Origin of the sequence: Streptomyces sp. 71268, assembly GCF_029392895.1 — a bacterium.
In the GTDB taxonomy this organism is placed as follows: Bacteria; Actinomycetota; Actinomycetes; order Streptomycetales; family Streptomycetaceae; genus Streptomyces.
This window is the reverse complement of the sequence record NZ_CP114200.1, coordinates 4,609,031-4,631,420: the sequence shown is the minus strand read 5'-3', so window position 1 is coordinate 4,631,420 and position 22,390 is coordinate 4,609,031. Positions and strand designations below refer to the sequence as shown.

The following is a 22,390-nucleotide window of genomic DNA, read 5'->3' as shown; positions in this document are numbered from 1 at the left end:
CCGCGACAGGGCGCTGACCGGCTCCGGCCGGCGCTAGCCGCCGAGGCGCTGGTAGCGCCGCACGGCCAGCGGGGCGAACACCACGATCAGCGCCAGCGGCCAGACGACGGCCAGCAGGCCCGCGTGGTCGACGGCCCAGGAGTCGCCGCCCCAGCCGGGGTTGTCGAACAGGTCGCGGACGGTGGTCGCGGTGGCGGACATCGGGTTCCACTCCGCGATCGCGCCCAGCCAGTCCGGCATCGTGTCGGCCGAGGTGAACGCGTTGGACAGGAAGCCGACGGGCCAGACCAGGATCTGCACCGCCTGCACCAGCTCCGGCTTGCCCGCGGCCATGCCCAGGTAGATCCCCACCCAGAGCATCGCGAAGCGCAGCAGGAGCAGCAGCCCGATCGCCGCGAGCCCGGCGGCGAACCCGCCGTGCCAGCGCCAGCCCATCAACAGCCCCGCCACCAGCAGCACCAACACGCTGACCAGCGACTCGATCATGTCGGCCGCGCTGCGCCCGACGAGCACCGCCCACCTGCTCATCGGCATCGCCCGGAAGCGGTCGAGCACGCCCTTGTTGAGGTCCGTGGTGACCGAGACCATCGTGGACTCGATGCCGAAGGCCATGGTCAGCGCGAGCATCCCGGGGAACAGGAACTCCTTGTAGTCCCCTCCCCCGGCGACGTGCATGCCGCCGCCGATGAAGTACGCGAACATCACCAGCATCATCACCGGGAAGACCAGTCCCACCACGAGTCGCACCGGCTGCCGGGCCCAGTGGGCCAGCTCGCGCCGGGTCATCGTCCAGGAGTCGGTCAGCGCCCAGCCGAGCCGCCCCGCCAGCCCCGTGGGCCGCGCCATCACGGACAGCTCCCCCACGTCCGTCCCTCGCGCGTCCGTCGCCGTCGCCGTCATTCCGCCGCCTCCCCTTCGTTCCGTACGCCCCGCTCGCCCGCCGCGGCCCCCGCCGGGGCGCCGGCCAGCTCCGTCCGGGAGCCCTCCCCGTCCGGGCGCGCACCCGTCAGGTGCAGGAAGACCTCGTCGAGGGTGGGGCGGCGCAGCGCGATGTCCCTGGCCTCGATGCCGGCCGCGGCCAGCGCCCGTACGGTCTCGGTCAGCGCCGCCACCCGGTCCGCGACGGGGGCGCTGACGCGCAGCGCGTCCTCGTCGGTCTCGACGCCGTTCGCGCGCGCCGCCATGCCGAGGACGGACGCGGCGGCCGGGAGGTCCTCCGCGTGGTGCAGCACCACGTCGATCCGGTCCCCGCCGATGGTCGACTTCAGCTCGTCCGCGGTGCCCTCGGCGATGGCGCGGCCGTGGTCGACGACCGTGATGCGGTCGGCGAGCTGGTCGGCCTCCTCCAGGTACTGGGTGGTGAGCAGCACCGTCGTGCCGTCGCCGACCAGCGAGCGCACCGCGTTCCACACCTCGCGCCGCCCCCGAGGATCGAGCCCGGTGGTGGGCTCGTCCAGGAAGAGGACCTGAGGGCGCATAATGAGCCCGGCCGCGAGGTCGAGCCGGCGCCGCATGCCGCCGCTGTACTGCTTGATGGCCTTCTTGCCGGTCTCGGCCAGGCCGAACTGCTCAAGGAGTTCGCCCGCCCGCCGCCGGGCCCGGCCGGCCCCGAGGTGGTAGAGCCTGCCGAACATCTCCAGGTTCTGGAATCCGCTCAGCTCCTCGTCCACCGCCGCGTGTTGCCCGAGCAGCCCGATCCGGTACCGCACCTCGTCGGGGTGGGTCGCCACGTCGAACCCGGCGACGCGGGCCCGCCCGGCGTCGGCCCGCAGCAGCGTCGCGAGCACCCGCACGCTGGTCGTCTTGCCGGCGCCGTTCGGGCCGAGCACGCCGCGTACGGTGCCGCGCGGCACCACCAGGTCGAGGCCGTCCAGGGCCCGGTGCTTGCCGTACCGCTTCTCCAACCCCTCGACGACGATCGCGTGATCGTGGTCAGCCAATGCCTTCCCCTCCAGCCGCCGACCGCGGGACGCCACCGCCCCGCGATCCAGTAGTCAAGTTTGACTAGGAGCGCAGAAGGTACTGCCCGCCCACGCGGTTAGTCAAACTTGATTACTCGACCCGCGACCCCGCCTGCCCCAAGGACCGGCCGGCGGCTACTCCTCGCGCCGCGGCCCGCCCGCCGCCGCGTCACCCGGGTGCGGGACCGTGCCGTACGGGTTCTCGACGCCCTCCGGGAGCACGGCCCGGAACGGCTCACCCTCGCCCGCCATGACGTACGCGCCGCCCTCAAGCCGCTCGATCAGGGCGCGCGTCCAGGCCGTACCGCTGTCCACGGCGGACAGCCACAGCTCCATGATCTCCGCGATGTGCCCGATCGACTCGGCGCCCTCGTCCGGCACGTACGCGTCCGTCACCGTCTCGTGCCAGTCCTCCAGGCCCTTCAGGCGCTGCCGCAGGAGGGCGATCGCCTCGTCGCGCGGCAGGTCCACGATGAACCCGACGCCCGCGCTGAGCACGTCGAGCTTGGGGTTCCAGCTCGACAGCGCCTCCCTGAGCAGGGCGAAGAAGACCTCCTCCCCCTTGTCGGTCAGCTCGTACTCGGTGCGCGGCGGGCCGCCCGCCGTGCTCGGCGCGACGTCGTGGGCGAACAGCAGGCCCTGCTTGGCCATCTGCTTGAGCGCGTGGTAGATCGACCCGGGCTTGGCGTTGGACCACTCGTGCGCGCCCCAGAACTCCAGGTCGTTGCGCACCATGTAGCCGTGCGCGCGCCCGTGCTGCCGCACCGCCCCGAGCACCAGCAACCGCATCGCCGACATCGCCCGCCACCCCATCTCCACGCCACACACACGCCCGCTTGTCAACACCAAGATTAGACGGCCGCCGGAGAGCTACTCAATTTTGACTAGTGGCGCTTCTGACTGACAAGCTCGCCGCCATGACGGAGACGACCACGCCCGTGTTCCCGTGCCGCTCGATCCCGGAAACGCTCGACTTCTACCGCGCCATCGGCTTCGAGACCACCTTCGAGCAGACCAGCCCCAACCCGTACGCGGTGGTCCAACGCGGGGCGATATCCCTGCACTTCTTCGGGATGCGCCGGCACGACCCGGCCACCTCCTACAGCACCTGCCTGATCTCCACCGACGCCGTGGACGCGTTGCACGCGGCGTTCCGCGCCGGCCTGCGGGCGGCGTACGGCAGGGTGCCCACACGCGGCATCCCGAGGATCGGGCCGCTGCGGGACACCACGTACGGCGTGCGGCAGTTCCTGGTGACCGACCCCGGCGGCAACTGCCTGCGGATCGGCCAGCCGACCGGCGAGAGCCTGGAGCACGGGCCGCGGCCGGACGGGGAATTCGCCCGCGCGCTGCACCTGGCGGCGCTGCTCGGCGACGCGAAGGGCGACCACCGGCAGGCGGCCCGCGTGCTCGACCGGGCGCTGGCCAGGGCCGAGGCCAACGTGCCCGACGAGCCGGGCGCCGAGGCGGCCGAGGAGCCGGGCGCCGACGCGGCCGGCGAGCGTCCGACGGCGCCGGAGTGGGTGGCCGCGCTGGTGCTCCGCGCCGACCTCGCGATCCGGCTGGACGAGCCGGAGCGGGGCGCGGAGCTGCTCCGCCGGGCCGACGGCGTCACGCTCACGGCCGAGGAACGGGCCGGCGTGCGCGACGCGCTGCGCCGGTCCGCCGAACTGCGCGAGGAACTGGGCGACGAACCGGGCGCAGGGCCGGCCTAGTTCGCCCCCGGTGACCGGCCGGGCTCGCCCCGGCGCGGGCGGGCGCCCCGTACGCGAGGGGTACGGGGCCGCCCGGTGCGGGCGCGCGGCTCACACCGCGCCGTCCCCCGCCTCGTCCACCAGCACGAACGCGGTCTTCCCGTCGATGGCCTCCCGGATGATGTCCGCGTGCCCCGCGTGCCGGGCCACCTCCTGGATCATGGTCAGCAGAATCCAGCGCGCGGAGCGGTCCCGGTCCTGCGGGTACCAGGGCGCCTCCGGCAGCGTGACGACGACGTCCAGGTCAGGCAGCGAGTTGACGTACTCCTCGGTCTGCCGGGCGACCTTCTCGTAGTACGCGAGCAGGCCGGCCACCGTCTCCTCACCGACCCGCTCGAAGGACTCGTGCCAGGTCTCGTACGTCCGCCGCACGGTCTCCTCCGGGCGCCCGGCGAGCGTGCCCATGATCCAGCCCTGCTCCACCTCGGCCACGTGCTTGAGCAGGCCGAACAGCGACAGCTCGCTCACCGTCGGCTTCTGGGTCGCCTGCTCGTCGGTGAGCCCGAGCAGGGCCCGCCGGATGCCGCCGCGCTGGGCGGCGAGGTAGTTCAGCAGCGCGGCGCGCTCGTCGCCGCGGGGCTCGGCGTCTACGAAAGTGGGCATGGGGTCCGCCTCTCCGGTGGGGCTCTCCGATGGGGCCGGCGCGTTCCCCCGGCCTCGCTGAAGAACACGCTACGCAGCCTCGCGGACAGGTTCTGTCCGCAAGCGGACGCGTCCCGGAACGCCTCGCCAACCGTCCCCCGGCCGGCCCTCCCCCCTCACGCACCGGCCGCCCACCCACGCCCACACCCACACCCACGGAACGCGACAGCCCCGCCGGGACCGGGGTCCGGGCGGGGCGGGGGATGCGGGTGGGGCCGTCGGGCGCGGGCGGTGCGGGTCGGGGCCGGCGCGCCGGGGCGGGTCAGAAGGGGAAGTTGGTGCGGCCGTGCTGGATGGAGATCCACTTCGTGGTGGTGAAGCAGTCCACCATCGCCTCGCCGTTCAACCGCCCCACACCGGAGGACTTCTCGCCGCCGAACGGGACGATCGGCTCGTCGTGCACGGTGCCGTCGTTGACGTGGATCATCCCGGTACGCACCTTGCGGGCCAGCCGCACGCCGCGCTCGATGTCGCCGGTGTGCACGGCGCCGCTCAGCCCGTAGCTGGTCTCGTTGGCGATGCGCAGCGCCTCCTCCTCGCCGTCGAAGGGGATCAGCATCACCACGGGGCCGAAGAACTCCTGCCCGTACACCGACGAGTCGGTGTTGACGTCGGTGAGCACGGTCGGGCTGACCATCGTGCCCTCGACGGTGCCGCGCACCAGGGCGGTCGCGCCGTCGGCGACGATCTGCTCCACCATGCCGCCGATCGCCTCGGCCTGGCCCTCGTTGATCAGCGGGCCGATGTGGGTCTCGGGGTCGCGCGGGTCGCCGACCTTGAGGGCCTTGACCCGGGCGACGAACTTCTCGGTGAACTCGCGCTCGATGGAGCGGTCCACGAGCACCCGGTTGGCGGCCATACAGATCTGCCCCTGGTGCGCGAAGCGGCTGACAACGGCGGCGTCCACCGCGTAGTCGACGTCCGCGTCGTCCAGCACGATCATCGCGCTGTCGCCGCCGAGCTCCAGCACGGTGCGCTTGAAGCCGGCCGCGGCGACGGTGGCCACGTGCCGGCCGACCTTGTCGGAGCCGGTGAAGGAGATCACCTTGGGCACCGGGTGCTCGATGAGCGCGTCACCGATCTCGGCGATGTCCGTGATGACGACGTTGAGCACGCCGGCCGGCAGCCCGGCGTCCTCGAAGACCTTGGCGACCAGCGCGCCACCGCACACCGGGGTGTTCTGGTGCGGCTTGAGCACGACCGCGTTGCCGAGCGCTATGGCCGCCGCCACCGACTTGATCGACAGCAGGAAGGGGAAGTTGAAGGGGCTGACGACGCCGACCACGCCGACCGGCTCCCGGTAGACGCGGTTCTCCTTGCCGTCGATGGGCGAGGGCAGGATGCGCCCCTCGGGCCGCAGCGCGAGCTGGATGGCCTCGCGCAGGAACTCCTTCACGATGTGGAGTTCGAACCCGGCCTTGGCCTGCGTGCCACCGACCTCCGCCGTGATCGCCTCGGCGATCTCGGCCTCACGGTCCTCGACGATGCGCAGCGCCCGCTCGAACACCTGCCGCCTGGCGTACGGGTTGAGCTCGGCCCATCCGCGCTGCGCCCGTTCGGCGGCGCGGTACGCCTGGTCGATCTCCTCGACCGTGGCGATGGTGATCGAGGCGAGCTTCTCCCCGTTGTACGGATCGAAGTCCACGATGTCCCACGAGCCGCTCCCGACCCGCCACTCACCGTCGATGTACTGATAGGCCAACTCGGAGAAGTAGGACATGCCATCCCTTATCTGAAGGCCGGGAGGCGGCTGGCCACCCGGGGGCTGGGCGGGGTCTCCTGATGGTCCGTCATCGTAGTGAGAGCTCACAGCAATTGGAGACGGGCCCTCAGCAAATCCCGGGATTTGGCCGGAGACAAGCTGTCCGACCGCAGCCGTTCCATCGCCCGCTCGTATTGCGTGACCTCCTCGCGCTTGTCGAGGTAGAGCGCGCTGGTGAGTTGTTCCAGATAAACGATGTCCGGCAGGTCGGGTTCCGGAAAGCGCAGCATCGTGAAGGCCCCGCTCTCGCCGGAATGGCCACCGAAGCTGAACGGCATGACCTGGAGCGTGACGTTCGGCTGCTCGGACACCTCGAGCAGGTGCCGCAGTTGGGCGCGCATCACCGCCGCGTCACCGTACGGCCGGTGCAGCGCCGCCTCGTCCAGTACGGCGTGGAACTCCGGGGCCCGCTCGGAGACCAGCAGCTTCTGCCGCTCAAGGCGGAGCGCCACCCGCCGGTCCACCTCGCTCGCGCACGCGTCGCGCTGGCCCCGGGCGACGACGGCGTGCGCGTAGTCCTCGGTCTGCAGCAGGCCGTGAACGAACTGCACCTCGTAGACGCCGATATGGGAAGCGGCGCCCTCAAGGCCGACGTACGTCTGGAACCAGCCGGGCAGTACGTCGCCGTAGCTGTGCCACCAACCCGCCACATTGGCCTCCCGGGCGAGTCCGAGCAGCGCCGAACGTTCCGCCTCGTCCGCGACCCCGTAGAGCGTGAGCAGGTCCTCGATGTCTCGTGCCTTGAAGCTCACCCTGCCCAACTCCATGCGGCTGATCTTGGACTCGGAAGCACGGATCGAATAACCAGCCGCCTCACGCGTGATGCCACGCGATTCGCGGAGCCGTCGGAGCTGAGAGCCCAGGAGGATGCGGCGCACTACCGATCCACTCGACTCAACTGTGGCCATTTCCGTGACCCTCCCTGTACGTTCCGTACCCGCCCGGGCACGCCCCCACGGACCCTCGGCCGCGAAGTCTGCCACTTCCAGGCTCCGTTGAGTGCGCATCTCATTACCCAGATGTGAGATGGACGCAAGTGACCTTGAGAAGAATTCCCCGCCAACGAGCCCAGTTCGGAGCAAACCGGCCACGTGCACGTGCATCTGCCCTTGCATCTGGTCCGGACATTGGGAATCCTGGAACTCGCGCACGTGCACGCTGTTTGCAGATCCAGCCAGGGTCGTCACGGCCACGAATGCCAGGAGTGCCTCGCATGGGGATCAAGGGATCGACCATGGTCGAGCCGTTATGGCAGGGCCTACCTCCCATCGACCCCTCGGCGCTCTCCAACTCCGCGTCCTGCGCGCTGGCAGCCCGCTACGACGCCGTCAGAGGCGCTCGCGAGTTCACCCGCGCCACCCTGCACGGCTGGGACCTGACCCAGCTCTTCGACGACGTGGCACTGGTCGTGTCGGAGCTGGTCACCAACGCGTTGCGGCACGCGCTGCCCGGCGAGGACCGCGAGAGCGTCGGGTCCCGCCCAGAAGCAGGCCATGGGGCCGGGAACGGGGGCGGCCCCATGGCCGTTGCCGAACCGGCCGTGCGGCTGCACCTGATGCGCTGGACCTCGCGGCTGGTGTGCGCGGTGCGCGACCCGAGCGAGGTCAGCCCGGTCACCGGTGACACGGCCCTGTTCCCCGAGCTGAACGGGGCGGCCGAGTCCGGTCGCGGGCTCTACCTGGTCGAGTCGTTCAGCGACAGCTGGGGCTGGCACCCGCTGGCCGGCACGCTGCGCGGCAAGGTCGTCTGGGCCCTGTTCCAACTGCCCCGCGCCGAGGGCTGACCCCCGCGACCGCCGCCCGCCACCGCCCCGCGCCCCGCGCCCCGAACCAACGGTGCGGGGCCGTCCGCCTGCCCGGCACCACCCCGCCGGGGCGGGGCCTGACGGGAGGGGCTTGCCGGGCGGGTCCTCGCGGGGCGGAGTCTTGGCGGACGGGTCCTCGCGGGGGCGGGGTCCTGCCGGGCGTACGGGTCTGGCCGTCGCGCCACCGCGCGCCCCCGCGCGGTCCCGGCGGGGAGCGCGGCGGACAACGCGGCGGGGCCGCGAGGTTGGCGCATATGACTACGGAAGCCCCGTGCGGTCCGTGCCGGGCCACGGGGGCGGCTGAGCGGCCGGAGTCGGGCCGCGCGCGGGACGGCCGGGGCGGGGCCTGTCCCCCGACCGGCTGACGCTCCAACGGCGCCATCACCCCATAGGGCGACCCGAAGCGGCGCCAACGCACCGCGCCCACGAGCCCGACGGCCTCGCACGCGGGCCCCTTCGACGCCGTCCACCGCGCGTGGACGCGCGGCGGAGAGAAGCCGGGACCCGACGAGGGCCCGGCGTCCGCGCGCCCCGTCGGGCCGGCTCCCTCCAGGCGTCTACCGCCCCCACCCCAACCGCACCAGTACGGGCTACGCCGCGCCCGGTTCCCCGGGGCCGGCCAGCCCGGCCGGCCCCGAACCGCGCCGCGCCGCGCCCCCCGGCCGGCACCGGTTCGCGAGCTGGTGCGGGGCCGGCGCCGGGGCCGCTCGGCGGTCATGGGTGGGACGGTCGCGGGCCGGCGCGGGCCGTCGGCCAGCGCGCGGAGGCCCGCCGAGTCGCCCCGGCAATCGCCGGACGCGCGCCGGAAATGCCGCGAACGGGCCGCGCCGCCGACCGGTTCGCCCGGGCGAATCCCGGGATTCCGCCGCCCGATGGGCATTCACCGGCCCCGGGCCGGGGCCGGTCAGCGCCGCGACCGGCTCAGCGCGATAGGGGTCAATCACCCACCAGGTGGTCAAACTCCCCGTCCTTCACGCCCAGCAGCATGGCCTCGATCTCCGCTGGCGTGTAGACGAGCACCGGACCGTCCGGATAGCGGGAATTGCGGACGGCGACGTTTCCGCCCGGCAGTCTCGCGAATTCAACGCAGGAACCCTGTGAATTGCTGTGCCTGCTCTTCTGCCAGGCGACCCCCGGGAGGTCCGTCGCCGCCATGCCGTTATACGCGTGGTGCACAGAACTCTCCGTGGGTGATTGCAGTCGTCAACTACCCCGGATCATAGTCCCGTTCATCTGCTGCTGCATGAGCGGATGCACGTGCACGCGGCGTACCCGAATGATCACCGCGCGGCGTAAGGCAACAACGCCATCTCGCGGGCGTTCTTGATCGCCCGCGCCAACTGCCGCTGCTGCTGGGCGGAGACGCGCGTCACCCGGCGACTACGGATCTTGCCACGATCGGAAATGAACTTACGGAGCAGGTCGGTGTTCTTGTAGTCGATATACGAGACGCCGAGCACGTCCAAGGGGTTGGGCTTGGGCTTCAGGTTTTTGCGGAGCTGCGCGGAGCGAGCCATGGGAAAGAGCGGTCCTTTCGGGAGAGTTCGGGCGAATTCAGCGATGCGGGAGCGCGCGGAAGGGCGCGGAAGGTAGCGATCCGTGCGGCCGAGTACGGGGTCGCGTACTCCGCGTGGTGGCGCCACGTACCGGGGAGTCGGCGTACGCGTTCTCATGGGACACGCGGATATCGCGGGGTGCCGCGCGGGGCGGCTCGGGCCGGAATCGCTAAGTCCAGCACGGTGGGCACGGAGACGGGCACGCTCGGTGCAGTCGCATTCACATGCGGATGTGAATGGAGGTCCTCGCTGAGACGCGTATCACCGGCATGGGTACGTGAATCGCGGGTAAACGAGAGCGAATTCAGAGAACGGGGTCGAGGAGTTCGTCGAACGCGCCCGACAGGGAACGCCAAGCCGTGTGGCCCGCCGCGTATTCCGCGTCCGTCAGCAGACACGACTCAAGGAGCGCGACCAGCCCGTCCCGGTCGAGGCCGGGCGAGGTGAACGTCAGGTGCTGGGCCCGGTCCCCGTGTTCGGGGTGCCAGTCGAGCGCGGCGGCCACCCGGCGCACCGGTGGCACCAACTCCCAGGCCGCGTCCGGCAGCCCGGCCAGCCACGGACCGGCACTCTCCACACACAGCGCTCCGCCCGCCGCGTCCCACGAGAGCAGCGTGTCCGGCCGGTCCGCGAGCCAGAACCGGCCGCGACTGCGGGCCGCCGCGCAGGTCAGGTCCTCCAGGGCGGCGTAGAGCCGCCCCGGGTGGAAGGGGCGCGTCCGGCGCCAGACCAGGGTGGCGACCCCGTCCGCGTCCGCCTCCTGTGGCAGCAGCGCGCACGCCGGGTGCTGCCGGCCGGCCGCCGCGTCCACGTCGAAGGCGGCGAGCGCCGCCGCCGCGAGTTCGCCCACCGCGTCGACCGGCACCAGGCGGGCCGTCGGGTGCAGTTGGGCCACGAGCGCCCGGCCGGTCGACTCCTCCGCCGCCAGGTCCTCGGGCGCGTCCACCGCCGCCGCGCCCTCGGCGTCCGGGTCGCCGGGCGCCAGGACCAGCACGGACGGGTACTCCACCTGTCGCGCCCAGGTGTCCCCCACCGTCCGCTGGTCGGACTCCGCCACCGCGAGGCCGGCCTGCGCCAGGTCGTCGCCGCAGGCCAGGTACGGCACGACGAGCGCGGGGTCGACGGCCGTGAGCACGCCGCCAAGGCGCAGCCCGGGCTGGTCCGGCGCCGCCTGGGCCGAGGCCGCGGCCACGGCCTCCGCCACCGACTGCGGCTCGACCGAGTCCCACAGCTCCACGACGGCCAGCGAGAACCAGCCACCCGCGGCCAGCCGCTCCAACGTCGGCACCAGGTCGGCGCGGAGCGCGCAGCACGCGCAGTCGTTGACCATGGGCACCGCGTCCCGCTCCAGCGTCTCCCGGTGGTCGCGCACCGTGCGGCGCACCGCGCCGTCGCCGGCCGTCGCCAGGTCGTGGTGGACGGCGACGCTGCCGGGCACGGCGCGCAGGAGGCGCTCGACGGTCGCGCGGCGCGCGTCCGCGTGCAGCCCGGCGACGACCGCGACGGTCAGCGCGTCCCGGCCCATCAGCGGGCCCCCCGCCCGCCGTACCGGCGCTCGAACCGCTCCACCCGGCCGGCGGTGTCCAGGACGCGCGCGGTGCCGGTGTAGAAGGGGTGGCTCGCCGAGGAGATCTCGACGTCGATGACGGGGTACGTGTTGCCGTCCGGCCAGTCGATGGTCCTGTCGCTGGTGGCCGTGGACCGGGTGAGGAAGGCGTAGTCGGCCGCGCGGTCACGGAAGACCACCGGGTGGTACGGGGGGTGGATGCCGGGCTTCATGGCGGGGGCTCCTGGGTCTGCGGGTTTCCGCGATGGATGGCGGATGGGGGTGTTGGGCGGTCGGGGGCGGGTCAGCGCTCTTCCCGGAAGGTGACGTGCCGCCTGACGAGCGGGTCGTACTTCCGGAGCTGGAGCCGGTCGGGGTCGTTCCGGCGGTTCTTGCGCGTCACGTAGGTGAAGCCGGTGCCGGCGGTGGAGCGCAGTTTGATCACCGGGCGTAGTTCGTTTCGGGCCATGGCGGCTACTATACAGAAATGGTTTCCATTTTCATTAGGCCGACCGAGCCCGGTTCCGGCCCTGTCCGAGGAGGCGACCTGCCATGTCGGCGCACTGCCAGTTGACGGGCCGCGCGCCCGCGTTCGGCCGCTCCATCTCGCACTCGCACCGGCGCACGCCCCGCCGCTTCGACCCCAACATCCAGCGCAAGCGCTACTGGCTGCCGAGCGAGCGGCGCTTCGTGCGGCTCACGCTGAGCGCCAAGGGGATCAAGACGGTGGACGCGCTGGGCATCGAGGCCGCCGTGGCCCGCGTCCGTGCCCGAGGAGGGAAGGTCTGATGGCCAAGCAGAGCAAGATCGCCAAGAACGAGCGGCGGCGGCTGGTCGTCGCGCGGTACGCGGTGCGGCGCGCGGCCCTCAAGGCCGTGATCCGCGACCCGCGCACCCCCGACGAGGAGCGCCGCGCCGCGCGGCGGGAGCTGGACCGCCAGCCGCGCGACGCGAGCGCCACCCGGGTCCGCAACCGGGACAGCGTCGACGGCCGCCCGCGCGGCTACCTGCGCGCCTTCGGCCTGTCCCGGGTCAACCTGCGCGAACAGGCCCACGCGGGCTACCTGCCGGGGGTGCGCAAGTCGAGCTGGTGACCGGGCCCGCGCCCCGGGGGACGACACCCCCGGGGCGCGCGGCCTCGGCGCCCGGGGGCGGCGAGGCCGGCCCCAGGCCCCGGGTCCAACCCGTCGGGATACGGAAAGGCACGGGCCGGGCGTCAATCGGCGTAAGCGGTTCCGGTTTCGGCCACGGGATTGTCAGACCCCCCTGGAAGACTTCGTGGCATGAGATGGGCGGTGGCAGAGGCGGACGACGGGGGTGTGCGCCTCTGCCCGCTCGATGACGCGGGCCGGCCGAGCGGGCCGGTCCACCAGGCGCGTGACCTGGTGTCCGCGGTGCGCGAGCGGCCCGAGGTGACGCGGTGGGTGTGGCGGTCCACCGCCGAGGTGTACGGCCGCCTGCTCGCCGCGGGCGTGCGGGTCGAGCGGTGTTACGACGTGGAGGTCGCCGAGACGCTGCTGCTCGGGTACGCGGGCCAGTGGGGGCGGCAGCCGCGTTCGCTGGCCTCGGCGTGGGCGCGGCTGCGCGGGCTGCCGGTGCCGGAGGACCCCCCGGTGCGTACGGCCGACACGCAGCCGTCGCTGTTCGAGGCGGGCCCGCCGCCGTTGCCGCCCGGCACCGACCCGCTGGAGGCGCTGCTCGCGGTCTACGCCGACCAGGTGGAGCGCACGGCGGCCGTCGAGCGGCCGGAGCGGATGCGGCTGCTCATCACGGCCGAGTCGGCCGGCATGCTCGTCGCCGCCGAGATGCGGCGGGCCGGCGTGCCCTGGCGGGCCGACGTTCACCGGCAGGTGCTGGCCGAGCTGCTGGGCGAGCGGTACGCGGGGGGCCAGGAGCCGCGGCGGCTGACCGAGCTGGCGGACGAGATCTCGCGCGCGTTCGGCAGCCGGGTGCGGCCCGACCTGCCCGCCGACATCGTCCGGGCGTTCGCGCGGGCCGACATACGGATCGGCTCGACGCGCGCGTGGGAGCTGCGGGAGATCGACCACCCGGCGGTGGAGCCGCTGTTGCGGTACAAGAAGCTCTACCGGCTCTACACCGCGCACGGCTGGTCCTGGCTCCAGTCCTGGGTACGCGACGGGCGGTTCAGGCCCGAGTACCTGCCGGGCGGCACGGTCTCCGGGCGCTGGACCACCAACGGCGGGGGCGCGCTCCAGATCCCCAAGGTGGTGCGGCGCGCGGTGATCGCCGACCCGGGGTGGCGGCTGGTGGTGGCCGACGCGGAGCAGATGGAGCCGCGCGTGCTCGCCGCCATCTCGCGGGACCGTGGGCTGATGGAGGTCGCGGGCGGCGCGCGCGACCTGTACGCGGCGCTGTCCGACCGGGCCTTCGCCGGCGACCGCGCGCAGGCCAAGCTGGCCCTGCTCGGCGCGATCTACGGGCAGACCTCGGGCGACGCCCTCAAACACCTCGCCGACCTGCGCCGCCGCTTCCCGGCCGCGGTCGCCTACGTGGACGAGGCGGCCCGCGCCGGCGAGGAGGGCCGCCTGGTGCGCACCTGGCTGGGGCGTACCTGCCCCGCCGCCTCGCACGGATCCGACGCCGGGGCGGACGAGGCGGGGCTGCCGCAGGCGGAGGAGAGCGCACCGCCGGAGGGCGCGGGGACCGAGGGGGCCGCGGGTTCCACGGGGGCGTACGGGGTCGGCGCGCGGGCGCGGGCCCGTGGGCGGTTCACGCGCAACTTCGTCGTGCAGGGCAGCGCGGCGGACTGGGCCCTGCTGATGCTCGCCGCGCTCCGACGCGAACTGTCCACGCTCCAGGCCGAGTTGGTGTTCTTCCAGCACGACGAGGTGATCGTGCACTGCCCACAGGAGGAGGCGGCCCAGGTCACCGAGGCCATCCAGGCCGCGGCCGACCTCGCGGGCACCATAGCCTTCGGCACCACCCCGGTCCGCTTCCCGCTGACCCCGTCCGTGGTGACGTGCTACGCGGACGCGAAGGAGTGAGGCGGGCACCCGGGGGGGCGCGGGCGCGTACCGGGGCACCGCGAGAGGCGCGGCCCGGGGCTCGGCTCGTGGGCGTCGGCGGGCGCGGGTGATGGGGGGGTCATGCGGGCGGCGTAGTCCAGCGCGCGCCGCTGGCCGGGGGCTCGGACGATGAGCGTGGGGCCGCCGGGCGGGCGGCTCCGGTGTCGCCCGGGCGAGTGGGATAAAGGGAGTGCCTCGTGAGCCTCAGCCTTGAGCAACTGTGCCGCTGTTCGGTGGCCGTCGATCTCGGCGCCGCCCGGACCCGGGTCTACCTCAAGGAGACCGGGCTCATCGTCAACCAGCCGACCGTCGCCGCGGTGAACACCCGCACCGGCTCGCTCATCGCCGTCGGCTCGCTGGCCGAGCGGATGACGGGCCGCACCCCCGGGCACATCCGCGTGGTGCGGCCGGTCAGCGGCGGCACCGTCGTCGACATCGACATCGCCCAGCGCATGCTGCGGTTCTTCGTCGGGGACAAGGTGCGCCGTGCCTGGCGGCGCAAGCCGCTGCTGCGGGCCGCCGTCTGCGTCTCGCACGACGCCGACCCGCTGGCCCGGCGCGCCGCGGCCGAGACGCTGGCCGGGCTCGGCGCGCGCCGGGTCGAGCTGGTGGACACGCTGATCGCCGCGGCCGTGGGGTGCGGGCTGCCGGTGGAGCGCCCCGAGGCCACGATGATCGTCGTCTGCGGCGCGACGACCACGCACATCGCGGTGCTGTCGATGGGCGCGATCGTGGCCGCGGAGAAGATCCCGGTGGGCGGCGACATCATCGACCGGGCCGTGGTCGAGCACCTGCGGACCCGCCACGAGCTGCTGCTGCCCGGCCAGAGCGGGCACCCGTTGCACGAGGTGCTGCGTGGTGCCGACCCGGCCGTCGGGGGCGCCGAGGTGCACGGCAGGGACGTGACCACCGGGCTCGCCAAGTCCGTCCACGTGGACGCCGCCGACGTACGGGCCATCGTGCGCTCGCCGCTCACCGGCGTACTGGACGCCATGCGGGCCGTGCTCAGGCGCTGCCCGCCCGACCTGGTGGCCGACCTCGCCGACCGGGGCGTGGTCCTCGCGGGCGGCAGTGCGCGCCTGACCGGCCTGGACGAACTGCTCGCCCAGGGCACCGGCATGCACACGCACGTCGCCGACCGGCCCGACCTGTGCGCCGTCGAGGGCCTGGGCGCCCTCCTGGAGGGCAAGGTCCAGCCGCTTCCGCTCGGGCCGCTGAGCCGCTGAGGTAGCCCAGCCGCTGAGCCATCGGGTGCCCCTGTGCCCCTGTGCCTCTATGCCCCTGTGCCGCGGGCCTCGCGGCGGCCCGCCGTGGCGGGGCTCCGGGTCGGGTCGGGCGCGCGCGGGGCGCGGGGCGGCGCCACCCGGGGGCATAGGCCACACACGGCGCACCGGGAACTTCCGAGGGGCGCTCGGTGGTTGTCTGGGTGGTTCAAGCCCCGATGCGTAGCGCGCAAGGAGACAGTCATGGCCCTGTGGGACCGGTTGAAGGACTCCGCCCAGACGATGCAGACGCAGTTGCAGGCCAAGAAGACCGAGCTCAAGAGCGGGGCGTTCCGCGACGCCAGCATGGCGATGTGCGCGCTGGTGGCCGCGGCGGACGGTTCCGTCGACCCGGCCGAGCGGCAGCGCGTGGCGGCCCTGATCGCCTCGAACGACGTGTTGCAGAACTTCCCCGCCGACGACCTCCAGCGGCGCTTCGACGAGTACGTCAACCAGTTGACCCGCGACTTCGCGATGGGCAAGGTCGGCGTGTTGCAGACGATCGGCAAGGTGCAGAAGAAGCCGGTCGAGGCGCGTGCCGTGCTCCAGATCGGCATCGTCATCGGCGGTGCCGACGGCGACTTCGACAAGACGGAGCAGGGCATGGTCCGCGAGGCGTGCTTCGCGGTGGGCATCGACCCCTCGGAGTTCGACCTCTGAGGTCTCCCGCCGGCACGTTCGGCGCGCTCGGTGGCGCGCCCGCGCCGCTGGCGCGTGCGCGCGCCCGGTCCGTACCGTGCCCGCCACCGCGCACGCGCCCCGAGGGGCCCTGCGCGGCGGCGGGCGCGCGTGCTTTCGCGCCGGCTACGGCACCGGCGGCCGGTGCGTGTACGTCTTGCTGCGCATCAGGAAGTCGCCGAGGTAGCCGTCGTGCGGCAGCCCCGGCACCAGGACGTGCGTCGGGTGGTCGCCGACGTGCAGGTTGCGGATGGTGGGCTCCTCCAGCAGGCGGGCGACCAGCTCCTGGTCGGAGGTGAGGGCCGTGAGCACGATCGTGTCCCGTAGCGGGCCCACCCCGTCCTCCCGGCCCCACGGCGCGACCCACACGCACGGGAACGGCAGCTCGATCCGGGCCTGCGGCGCGTTCGCGTGGGGCAGTTGGAACACCGCCGGGCGCAGCACCGCCGAGCCGTCGCCGAGTTCGTCGACCACGGTGTCGCCGCCGAGCCACGCCGTGGCGTCCGCGGCCTCGGCGTACAGGAACTTCTCCAGGTCGCGCGCCGCGTCCACCCGCCGCACCGGCAGGACGGCCGCCGGGGACTCCGGCGCAAGGGACGGCAGGTCCGCCAGCCGCTCGGCGATGGCCCGCGCCACCGGCTCCGGGTCGCCCTCGACGAAGACGGCCGTGGCGTTCACACAGGCCGCGCCGGCCTGTTCGCCGACCGAGGCGACGATCGTCTCCAGGTGGCGCTGGACGTCGGCGTCCGCCGTGACGAGGATCTTGGCCCGGCCCGGCCCGTGCGGCAGCACGGTCGTGCTCGCGCGGTACGCGTCCACCACCGCGTCCCCGCCGTACACCATGGCCAGGTCGGCGCCGGTGACCAGGTCGTCGGCGACGCCGTGGTCGCTGGGCAGCAGGACGACGCGGTCCGTACCGAACCCCGCCGCGTGCAGCGCGGAGACCAGCCGGTGCGCGCTGAGCGGCTCGCGCCGCGAGGGGCGGACGGCGACGCGGTAGCCGAGGGCCAGCGCCTCCGCCCACTGCTCGTGGATGCCGGGGTGGTTGCCGGCGGCCAGCACGGCGAGCACGTCACCCCGCCGGATCCACACCGCGTTGCTGGTGCCGTACGACGCGTCCCGGCTGCCGCGCGGCCTGGCCTGGCCGGCGAAGCCGTACGCGCCGGCCAGGCCCGTCGCGACGGCCCGGGTCGCCTCGCGTACGACCGCGATCGGCAGGCCGCTGACCCGGCTGACGGCGTGCTCGTACTCCTGGGCGGTCAGGCCGTTGACGGTGGCGGAGCCGAACAGCCGGCCGGCCTCGGCCAGCGCCGCCGTCCGCTCGGCCACCGGCAGTGGCCGCGCCCGCCGCAACGCCGCCAGGGCGCGCCGTACGTACAGCCGGGGCACCAGGGTCAGCTCCGCGACCGGGTGGCCGGTGACGTCGTGGACGGTCTCCCTGGCCTGCGAGCGGTAGGGCCCGTTCGGGCCGAGGGCGTCGAGGTGGATCAGTTCCGGGGCCTCGGACACGGGTCAGTACACCCCCTCGACCACGGCCGTGCCGGCGAACGTCGGAACCGGCCTGATGTCGGCGACCGCGTCGCCACCGAAGCCCGGGGCGCCCGGGAGCCGCAGCGCGGTGTCCCGCTCGAGGTTGTTGGGGATCAGCATGGCGCGGCTGACGTGGTTCATGACCACCTGGCCGCGTTCGCCGTACGGCACCGGCTCCCCGGTGTCCGGGTCCACGACGCGCATGCTGATGAACGGGTACGGCGGGTCGAAGGTGGACGGGGCGTCGGCGGCAAGACCGGCCCGCTCGTACATGCCACCGCCGACCATGGTGCTGCCGTAGAAGCCGAGCAACTGGGCGTCGGGGAAGACCTCGTCCCTGAGGAGGCCGCGGGTATCGACGCTCATCGAGGCGCCGCCCCAGATGAGGGTGCGCACCTTGCGGTTGATGAGGTCGGCCATCTCCTCGTGGTCGGCCAGTGCCTCGAGGAGCGGCGGCGTGGTGAAGACGACGCCGACGTCCTGGCTGCGCAGGATCCACTCGACCTGGTCCAGGACGTGTTCCAGGTATCTCCTGGTCTCCTCGGACCTGCCCTGCGCGACGCACTTCTTGGCCCACCGCGGGTCGAGGTCGACGGAGAACGGGACGCCGCCCCTGCGGTGCGCCATGGTGCGGCTTATCGGCCCGAATATGTGCGGGCCGCTCGGGCCGATCGTCAGCCAGTTCACATCGCGCGGGACGCCTCGGTCGTCGAGGACCTCGCTGTGCCAGGCGCACAGCTTCTCGTGGTGGTCGGGAAGCCAGGCGACGCGCTTGGGCGAGCCGGTCGTGCCGCCGCTCTCGTACACGTCCACCGGAACACGTTCGTCCCCGTATCCGCGTGGCACGAGATCCGCTATGCGGACGTCCCGTAACTCGTCCACGATGTTCGGGAAAAGCGCGAGATCGGCCTCGGTGCGAATGTCCGTGCGCGGGTCGAAGTCCAGGCTTTTGGCCCGCTCCAGCCAGAAACGGGAACCGGTTTTCGGGTTGAAGTGCCATTCCATGGCGGCGGCGAGCACGTCCGACATGGCCGGCGGCCGCGACCAGGCCGCGTCGAGCACCGAGGGGGCCGGCGCCGCCGGTACGGCCTTTTGGCGGGTGGACCGGGTGGCCCGCTCGGTGAGCACGTCGGCCACCGCCGCCGCCACCCGGTCCGCCTCGTCGTGGCTCATCACCAGGGGCGGGCTGATCAGCACGGTGTTCGGGTTGTTGCGCACGATGACCCCGGCGCGCTCGCGCACCAGCGGCGGCACCCACTCGGCCGACATCGGCTCCCCGGTGTCGGGGTCCCGGGTCAGCTCGACGCCGATCATCATCCCGACCTGCCGGACCTGGCCGACGATGGGCAGCTCCTCCAGCCGGCGCAGTCGGGCGCCGAGGTGGTCGCCCACGTCGGTGGCGGCCGCGAGCAGGTTCTCCCGCTCCACGATGGCCAGGTTCTCCAGCGCCACCGCGCAGGCGGTGGGGTGGCCGCTGTAGGTGTAGCCGCCGACGAACCCCTCGTCGCGGGTGACGACGTCGGCCACCCGGTCGGCCACCAGCAGCGCGCCGAGCGGGACGTAGCCCGAGGTCAGGCCCTTGGCCGTGACGATGAGGTCGGGCGCGACGCCCAGCGCTTCGGCGGCGAACCACCGTCCGATCCTGCCGAACGACGTGATGACCTCGTCCAGGACCAGGAGAATCCCGTGCGCGGTCAGGAGTTCGCGCACCCGTGGCCAGTAGTCGGCGGGCGGTTCGACCACGCCGGCCACGCCGAGGATCGGCTCGCCGATCATGACGGCGATCCGTTCGGCGCCGATCTCCTCGATCATCTCGCGCAGTTCGCGCAGGCAGAACTCGGTGGGGTCCTCGCCCCCGTACAGCTCGGGGTGGAAGGGCATCGGCGGCGTCAGGTGCCGCACGTTCGGCATCATGGGGCCGAATCCCTGGTGGAACATGGGGAATCCGGTCGCCGCCGCGCCGCCGTACGTGATGCCGTGGTAGCCGAAGTTACGGGCGAGGACCCAGGTGCGCTCCGGTTCGCCGCGCCGGTGGTGGTAGAGCCGGGCCATGCGCAGGGCGGCGTCGACCGCCTCGGCGCCGCCGCTGGTGAAGTACACCCGCTCCATCGGCGCGGGCGCCAGCTCGACGAGCCGCTCCGCCAGGTGGATGGAGGGCGCGTTGGTGAACTCGTGGAAGCTGCTGTAGTAGGCGAGTTGGGACATCTGCCCGGCCGCGGCCTCGATGAGTTCGCGGCGGCCGTGACCGACGTGCGCGAGCATGAGCCCGCCGGTGGCGTCCAGGTATTCCCTGCCGTGCGCGTCGCGTAACCGACAGCCGGCGCCCTCGACCATGACGACGCGTTCCGCTGAATCGCCGGGCAGATGGGGGTGGATCAATCGGGACTGGTCCTTTTTCACCAGTGCGTCTGCGTCTATGAGCGGAGGCGTCGCATTGAAGGGCTTCATCGCATCCTCACGTCAATAATGGGAGCAGAAAGTTCCATTCCTAGCGCATTGTGCGGAGACGCCCAGTGTGCAGCAGCGGAGCGGGAGAAGGCAGAGTTCCGGGCGACGGGTCCACCATGTGGAAGCGACAAAGCCTGTTTATCCGGCGCGAATTACTGTGAATTCCCCGTTCCGCGCGGACGGCCGCCCGTCATGCGACGGCGCGCGTTCCGCTTCCGCTCACCACCGCGCCCGGCGGCCACCGCCGCGCCTAGCGGTACGTGTTGACCAGTCGGGACAGATGGCGCCCGGCGATGGCCATGGGCTCCGCGCTACGGGAGACCTGCGCGGCGAGTTCGGCCCCCTCCAGGGTGCTGATCACGGTGTGGGCGAGGTCCCGGGCGTCCTGCTCGGCGATGCCGGCGTGCTGGAACTTCTCGGCGACCAGGCCGCGCCAGCGCTCGAACGCCTCCTCGACGGCCTGCTGGATGTCGGGTATCCGGCCCAGCGTCTCCAGGGCGGTGGCCGTGATCGGGCAGCCGTCCTGCCAGCCCGAGTCGCGCAGGTACTCCGCCACGACCCAGGCCAGCGCGACCACCGCATCGGCCGGGTCGTCCTTGGTGGCCAGGGCGTCGCGCAGCATCTGGGCGAAGTGCTCGTCGGCGTGGCGCACCGCCGCCGTCGCCAACTCCTGCTTGCCGCCGGGGAAGAAGTGGTAGACCGAGCTGAGGGCGACCCGCGCCTCGGTGGCGATCTGCTTGATGGCGGTGCCCTCGTACCCCTGGCGCATCATCAGCCGCGAGGTGACGTCGAGTATCCGCGCCCGGGTGCCCAGTGTCGCGACCATGTCGAACACCCTACCGGTGGAACGTTCATTCCAATCTGTGTACGCTCTGGATGGAACGTTCGCTCCACTCGAACCCGGCGAAGGGTTGTCCTCGTGCGCCACGACCGCGTCACCGCCAACGGCATCGACTTCTCCTACGCGGAGGAGGGCGACGGCCCGTTGGCGCTCCTGCTCCACGGCATGGTGGAGACGCCCCATGTGTACCGACACCTGATACCGGTCCTCGCCGACGCGGGGTACCGGGCCGTCGCACCGTCCATGCGAGGATTCGCCCCCACCCAGATCCCGCCGGACGGCAGCATGAGGCTGGCCGACCTCGTCGCCGACGCCAACGGCTTACACGAGGCGCTCGGCGGCGACGCGAACGCGGTGATCATCGGTAGCGACTGGGGGGCCTACACCACGTGGGGCGCCACGGCCCAGGCGCCCGGCCGGTGGTCGAAGGCCGTGGTGGCGACCATCCCGCCGGTGCGCTTCCTCAAGCCGCTGGATCCGGCCATGATTCACAAGCTCGGTCACTTCTTCTTCTTCCAGATGACCGTGGCCGAACAGATCGTCCCGCAGGAGAACTTCGCCTACCTGGACTGGCTCTGGGACTACTGGAGCGGCTCACTTCCGGGCGTCGACCTCGCTCGCGACATCGAGGCGGGCAAGGACGCGGTGCGCGATCCGGCGCGCCTGCGGCTGGCGCTTGAGCTGTACCGGCAGAACTTCCCCGCACAGACGTACGGCACCGACCGGTGGGAAGGGGGAGAGTTGCTGGCCGCACTGCCCACCCAGCCGACGCTGTACCTGCACGGCAGCGAGGACCCCAGCACCGACCGGGAGACGCTCGCGAGGATCGTGGCCGCGCTGCCCGCCGGGTCGGACGGGGTGATGCTGGAGGGGGTCGGCCACTTCCCGTTCATCGAGAACCCGGCCGAGGTGAACCGGCGCGTCCGCGCGTTCCTCACGGGCTGACCGACGGACGCCGCCGGCCGCCGGCCCCGGTGGGGAGCGGCGGCCGGCGGGCGCGGGCGAGACCGGGATCAGGCCAGGGTGGCGCCGCCGCGCCGGGCGAAGCTGGACATGATCGTGTTGTGGAACGGGCGGATGACGGTGAAGTACCGCTTGCCCGAGGGCTGGTTGTAGCGGACGACGGTGCTGCACGCGCCCTCGGTGCCGTGCGCCCCGTCCCGTACGACGAAGATCACCCGGTAGCTGAGGTGCTTGTCGTCCTTGCCCGCCACCACCTCGTCGGCCGAGACGTCGATGACCCGCATGGGGCCGAGCTTGGCGCCGGGGACGACCTCGCCGGGCTCCTGTACGGCGCCGCCGCGCAGGCCGAACGGCTTGACGATCTTGTCGCGCAGGGACATCAGGGCGATGACCCACTTCGGTGGCGAGCTCATCATGGCCTTGGCGAACTCGGCCGGGGTGGTGCCGGGGGCGACGTCCACCGCCACCGTGTCCACGTGATCGACACCGCCCAGGCTCTTCTCCCCGCTCGGGCTCACGGCCTCGGCGGACTTGCGGACGACAGGTCCTCGCGCCACGTCGCTCTCCTTCTGCGTCCTGCTGGCTTGTTTCGGTCTCGGCCCAAGGCTCGCACGCGC

Annotated in this window: 23 protein-coding genes; 8 read left to right on the top strand and 15 right to left on the bottom strand. The window is 72.7% G+C overall.

Going from position 1 to position 22,390, the window contains the following annotated elements:
• Positions 1-33: 33 nt before the first annotated feature.
• The 3 genes from OYE22_RS18055 to OYE22_RS18045 all read right to left on the bottom strand — a co-directional run bounded on the left by OYE22_RS18055 (position 34) and on the right by OYE22_RS18045 (position 2,759).
• Positions 34-846 carry an ABC transporter permease gene (locus OYE22_RS18055; RefSeq protein ID WP_277324186.1) on the bottom strand — a complete coding sequence of 271 codons (813 nt, stop codon included), beginning with the start codon at positions 844-846 and terminating at the stop codon, positions 34-36.
• Between the two features lie 50 nt (positions 847-896).
• On the bottom strand, positions 897-1,940 hold the full coding sequence (locus tag OYE22_RS18050) for an ATP-binding cassette domain-containing protein (RefSeq protein WP_277321374.1): 1,044 nt from the start codon (positions 1,938-1,940) through the stop codon (positions 897-899).
• A 156-nt stretch (positions 1,941-2,096) separates the two neighbouring features.
• Entirely contained in the window at positions 2,097-2,759 is a 663-nt protein-coding gene (locus tag OYE22_RS18045; RefSeq protein ID WP_277324185.1) for a PadR family transcriptional regulator, read from the bottom strand.
• A gap of 119 nt (positions 2,760-2,878) precedes the next feature.
• On the opposite strand from OYE22_RS18045, the gene OYE22_RS18040 reads away from it, so the two are divergent.
• On the top strand, positions 2,879-3,676 hold the full coding sequence (locus OYE22_RS18040; protein ID WP_277321373.1) for a VOC family protein: 798 nt from the start codon (positions 2,879-2,881) through the stop codon (positions 3,674-3,676).
• Positions 3,677-3,766: 90 nt separating this feature from the next.
• On the opposite strand, the gene OYE22_RS18035 is transcribed toward OYE22_RS18040, so the two are convergent.
• The 3 genes from OYE22_RS18035 to OYE22_RS18025 form a co-directional block, all read right to left on the bottom strand.
• Positions 3,767-4,318 carry a DinB family protein gene (locus OYE22_RS18035; protein ID WP_277321372.1) on the bottom strand — a complete coding sequence of 184 codons (552 nt, stop codon included), beginning with the start codon at positions 4,316-4,318 and terminating at the stop codon, positions 3,767-3,769.
• A 301-nt stretch (positions 4,319-4,619) separates the two neighbouring features.
• Positions 4,620-6,077, bottom strand: a complete 1,458-nt coding sequence (locus OYE22_RS18030; RefSeq protein WP_277321371.1) for an aldehyde dehydrogenase family protein — start codon at positions 6,075-6,077, stop codon at positions 4,620-4,622.
• An 86-nt stretch (positions 6,078-6,163) separates the two neighbouring features.
• Positions 6,164-7,027, bottom strand: coding sequence for a helix-turn-helix transcriptional regulator (locus tag OYE22_RS18025; protein ID WP_277321370.1), 864 nt, complete (start codon positions 7,025-7,027; stop codon positions 6,164-6,166).
• 305 nt (positions 7,028-7,332) lie between these two features.
• Between OYE22_RS18025 and OYE22_RS18020 the strand changes: the two genes are divergently transcribed.
• Positions 7,333-7,902 carry an ATP-binding protein gene (locus OYE22_RS18020; RefSeq protein ID WP_277321369.1) on the top strand — a complete coding sequence of 190 codons (570 nt, stop codon included), beginning with the start codon at positions 7,333-7,335 and terminating at the stop codon, positions 7,900-7,902.
• A gap of 957 nt (positions 7,903-8,859) precedes the next feature.
• Here the strand turns inward: OYE22_RS18020 and OYE22_RS18015 are convergent.
• The 5 genes from OYE22_RS18015 to rpmG form a co-directional block, all read right to left on the bottom strand.
• Positions 8,860-9,099 carry a DUF397 domain-containing protein gene (locus tag OYE22_RS18015; protein WP_176162521.1) on the bottom strand — a complete coding sequence of 80 codons (240 nt, stop codon included), beginning with the start codon at positions 9,097-9,099 and terminating at the stop codon, positions 8,860-8,862.
• Positions 9,100-9,203: 104 nt separating this feature from the next.
• Positions 9,204-9,440, bottom strand: coding sequence for a 30S ribosomal protein S18 (gene rpsR, locus OYE22_RS18010; protein WP_176162522.1), 237 nt, complete (start codon positions 9,438-9,440; stop codon positions 9,204-9,206).
• A gap of 343 nt (positions 9,441-9,783) precedes the next feature.
• Complete coding sequence (locus OYE22_RS18005; protein ID WP_277321368.1) at positions 9,784-11,004, bottom strand: GTP-binding protein; 1,221 nt, start codon at positions 11,002-11,004, stop codon at positions 9,784-9,786.
• The gene (locus OYE22_RS18000) at positions 11,004-11,258 is read right to left on the bottom strand and encodes a type B 50S ribosomal protein L31 (RefSeq protein WP_277321367.1); all 255 of its coding nucleotides are present in this window, start codon (positions 11,256-11,258) and stop codon (positions 11,004-11,006) included. The genes OYE22_RS18005 and OYE22_RS18000 overlap by 1 nt, the downstream gene beginning before the upstream one ends.
• 71 nt (positions 11,259-11,329) lie before the next feature.
• Positions 11,330-11,494 carry a 50S ribosomal protein L33 gene (rpmG, locus tag OYE22_RS17995; protein ID WP_176162525.1) on the bottom strand — a complete coding sequence of 55 codons (165 nt, stop codon included), beginning with the start codon at positions 11,492-11,494 and terminating at the stop codon, positions 11,330-11,332.
• An 83-nt stretch (positions 11,495-11,577) separates the two neighbouring features.
• Here rpmG and rpmB point away from each other — a divergent pair, with 83 nt between their 5' ends.
• The 5 genes from rpmB (at position 11,578) to OYE22_RS17970 (ending at position 15,973) form a co-directional block, all read left to right on the top strand.
• A complete protein-coding gene (rpmB, locus tag OYE22_RS17990; protein ID WP_277321366.1) occupies positions 11,578-11,814 on the top strand; it encodes a 50S ribosomal protein L28 in 237 nt (78 codons plus the stop codon).
• Positions 11,814-12,119: a 30S ribosomal protein S14 gene (rpsN, locus tag OYE22_RS17985; RefSeq protein ID WP_277321365.1), complete on the top strand. Its 306-nt coding sequence runs from the start codon at positions 11,814-11,816 to the stop codon at positions 12,117-12,119. Before rpmB ends, rpsN begins: the two co-directional genes overlap by 1 nt.
• A 189-nt stretch (positions 12,120-12,308) precedes the next feature.
• Positions 12,309-14,030, top strand: a complete 1,722-nt coding sequence (locus OYE22_RS17980; protein ID WP_277321364.1) for a bifunctional 3'-5' exonuclease/DNA polymerase — start codon at positions 12,309-12,311, stop codon at positions 14,028-14,030.
• Between the two features lie 218 nt (positions 14,031-14,248).
• On the top strand, positions 14,249-15,277 hold the full coding sequence (locus tag OYE22_RS17975) for a rod shape-determining protein (protein ID WP_277321363.1): 1,029 nt from the start codon (positions 14,249-14,251) through the stop codon (positions 15,275-15,277).
• 240 nt (positions 15,278-15,517) lie between these two features.
• Positions 15,518-15,973 carry a TerB family tellurite resistance protein gene (locus OYE22_RS17970; protein WP_277321362.1) on the top strand — a complete coding sequence of 152 codons (456 nt, stop codon included), beginning with the start codon at positions 15,518-15,520 and terminating at the stop codon, positions 15,971-15,973.
• Between the two features lie 144 nt (positions 15,974-16,117).
• Here OYE22_RS17970 and OYE22_RS17965 read toward each other — a convergent pair whose 3' ends face one another.
• The 3 genes from OYE22_RS17965 to OYE22_RS17955 all read right to left on the bottom strand — a co-directional run bounded on the left by OYE22_RS17965 (position 16,118) and on the right by OYE22_RS17955 (position 20,795).
• Positions 16,118-17,500, bottom strand: a complete 1,383-nt coding sequence (locus tag OYE22_RS17965; RefSeq protein ID WP_277321361.1) for an aldehyde dehydrogenase family protein — start codon at positions 17,498-17,500, stop codon at positions 16,118-16,120.
• Between the two features lie 3 nt (positions 17,501-17,503).
• On the bottom strand, positions 17,504-19,900 hold the full coding sequence (locus OYE22_RS17960; protein ID WP_277321360.1) for an aminotransferase class III-fold pyridoxal phosphate-dependent enzyme: 2,397 nt from the start codon (positions 19,898-19,900) through the stop codon (positions 17,504-17,506).
• A 319-nt stretch (positions 19,901-20,219) separates the two neighbouring features.
• A complete protein-coding gene (locus OYE22_RS17955) occupies positions 20,220-20,795 on the bottom strand; it encodes a TetR/AcrR family transcriptional regulator (protein ID WP_277321359.1) in 576 nt (191 codons plus the stop codon).
• Between the two features lie 93 nt (positions 20,796-20,888).
• On the opposite strand from OYE22_RS17955, the gene OYE22_RS17950 reads away from it, so the two are divergent.
• Positions 20,889-21,755, top strand: coding sequence for an alpha/beta hydrolase (locus OYE22_RS17950; protein ID WP_277321358.1), 867 nt, complete (start codon positions 20,889-20,891; stop codon positions 21,753-21,755).
• Between the two features lie 68 nt (positions 21,756-21,823).
• Here OYE22_RS17950 and OYE22_RS17945 read toward each other — a convergent pair whose 3' ends face one another.
• Complete coding sequence (locus tag OYE22_RS17945; protein ID WP_277321357.1) at positions 21,824-22,330, bottom strand: DUF2867 domain-containing protein; 507 nt, start codon at positions 22,328-22,330, stop codon at positions 21,824-21,826.
• Positions 22,331-22,390: the final 60 nt, after the last annotated feature.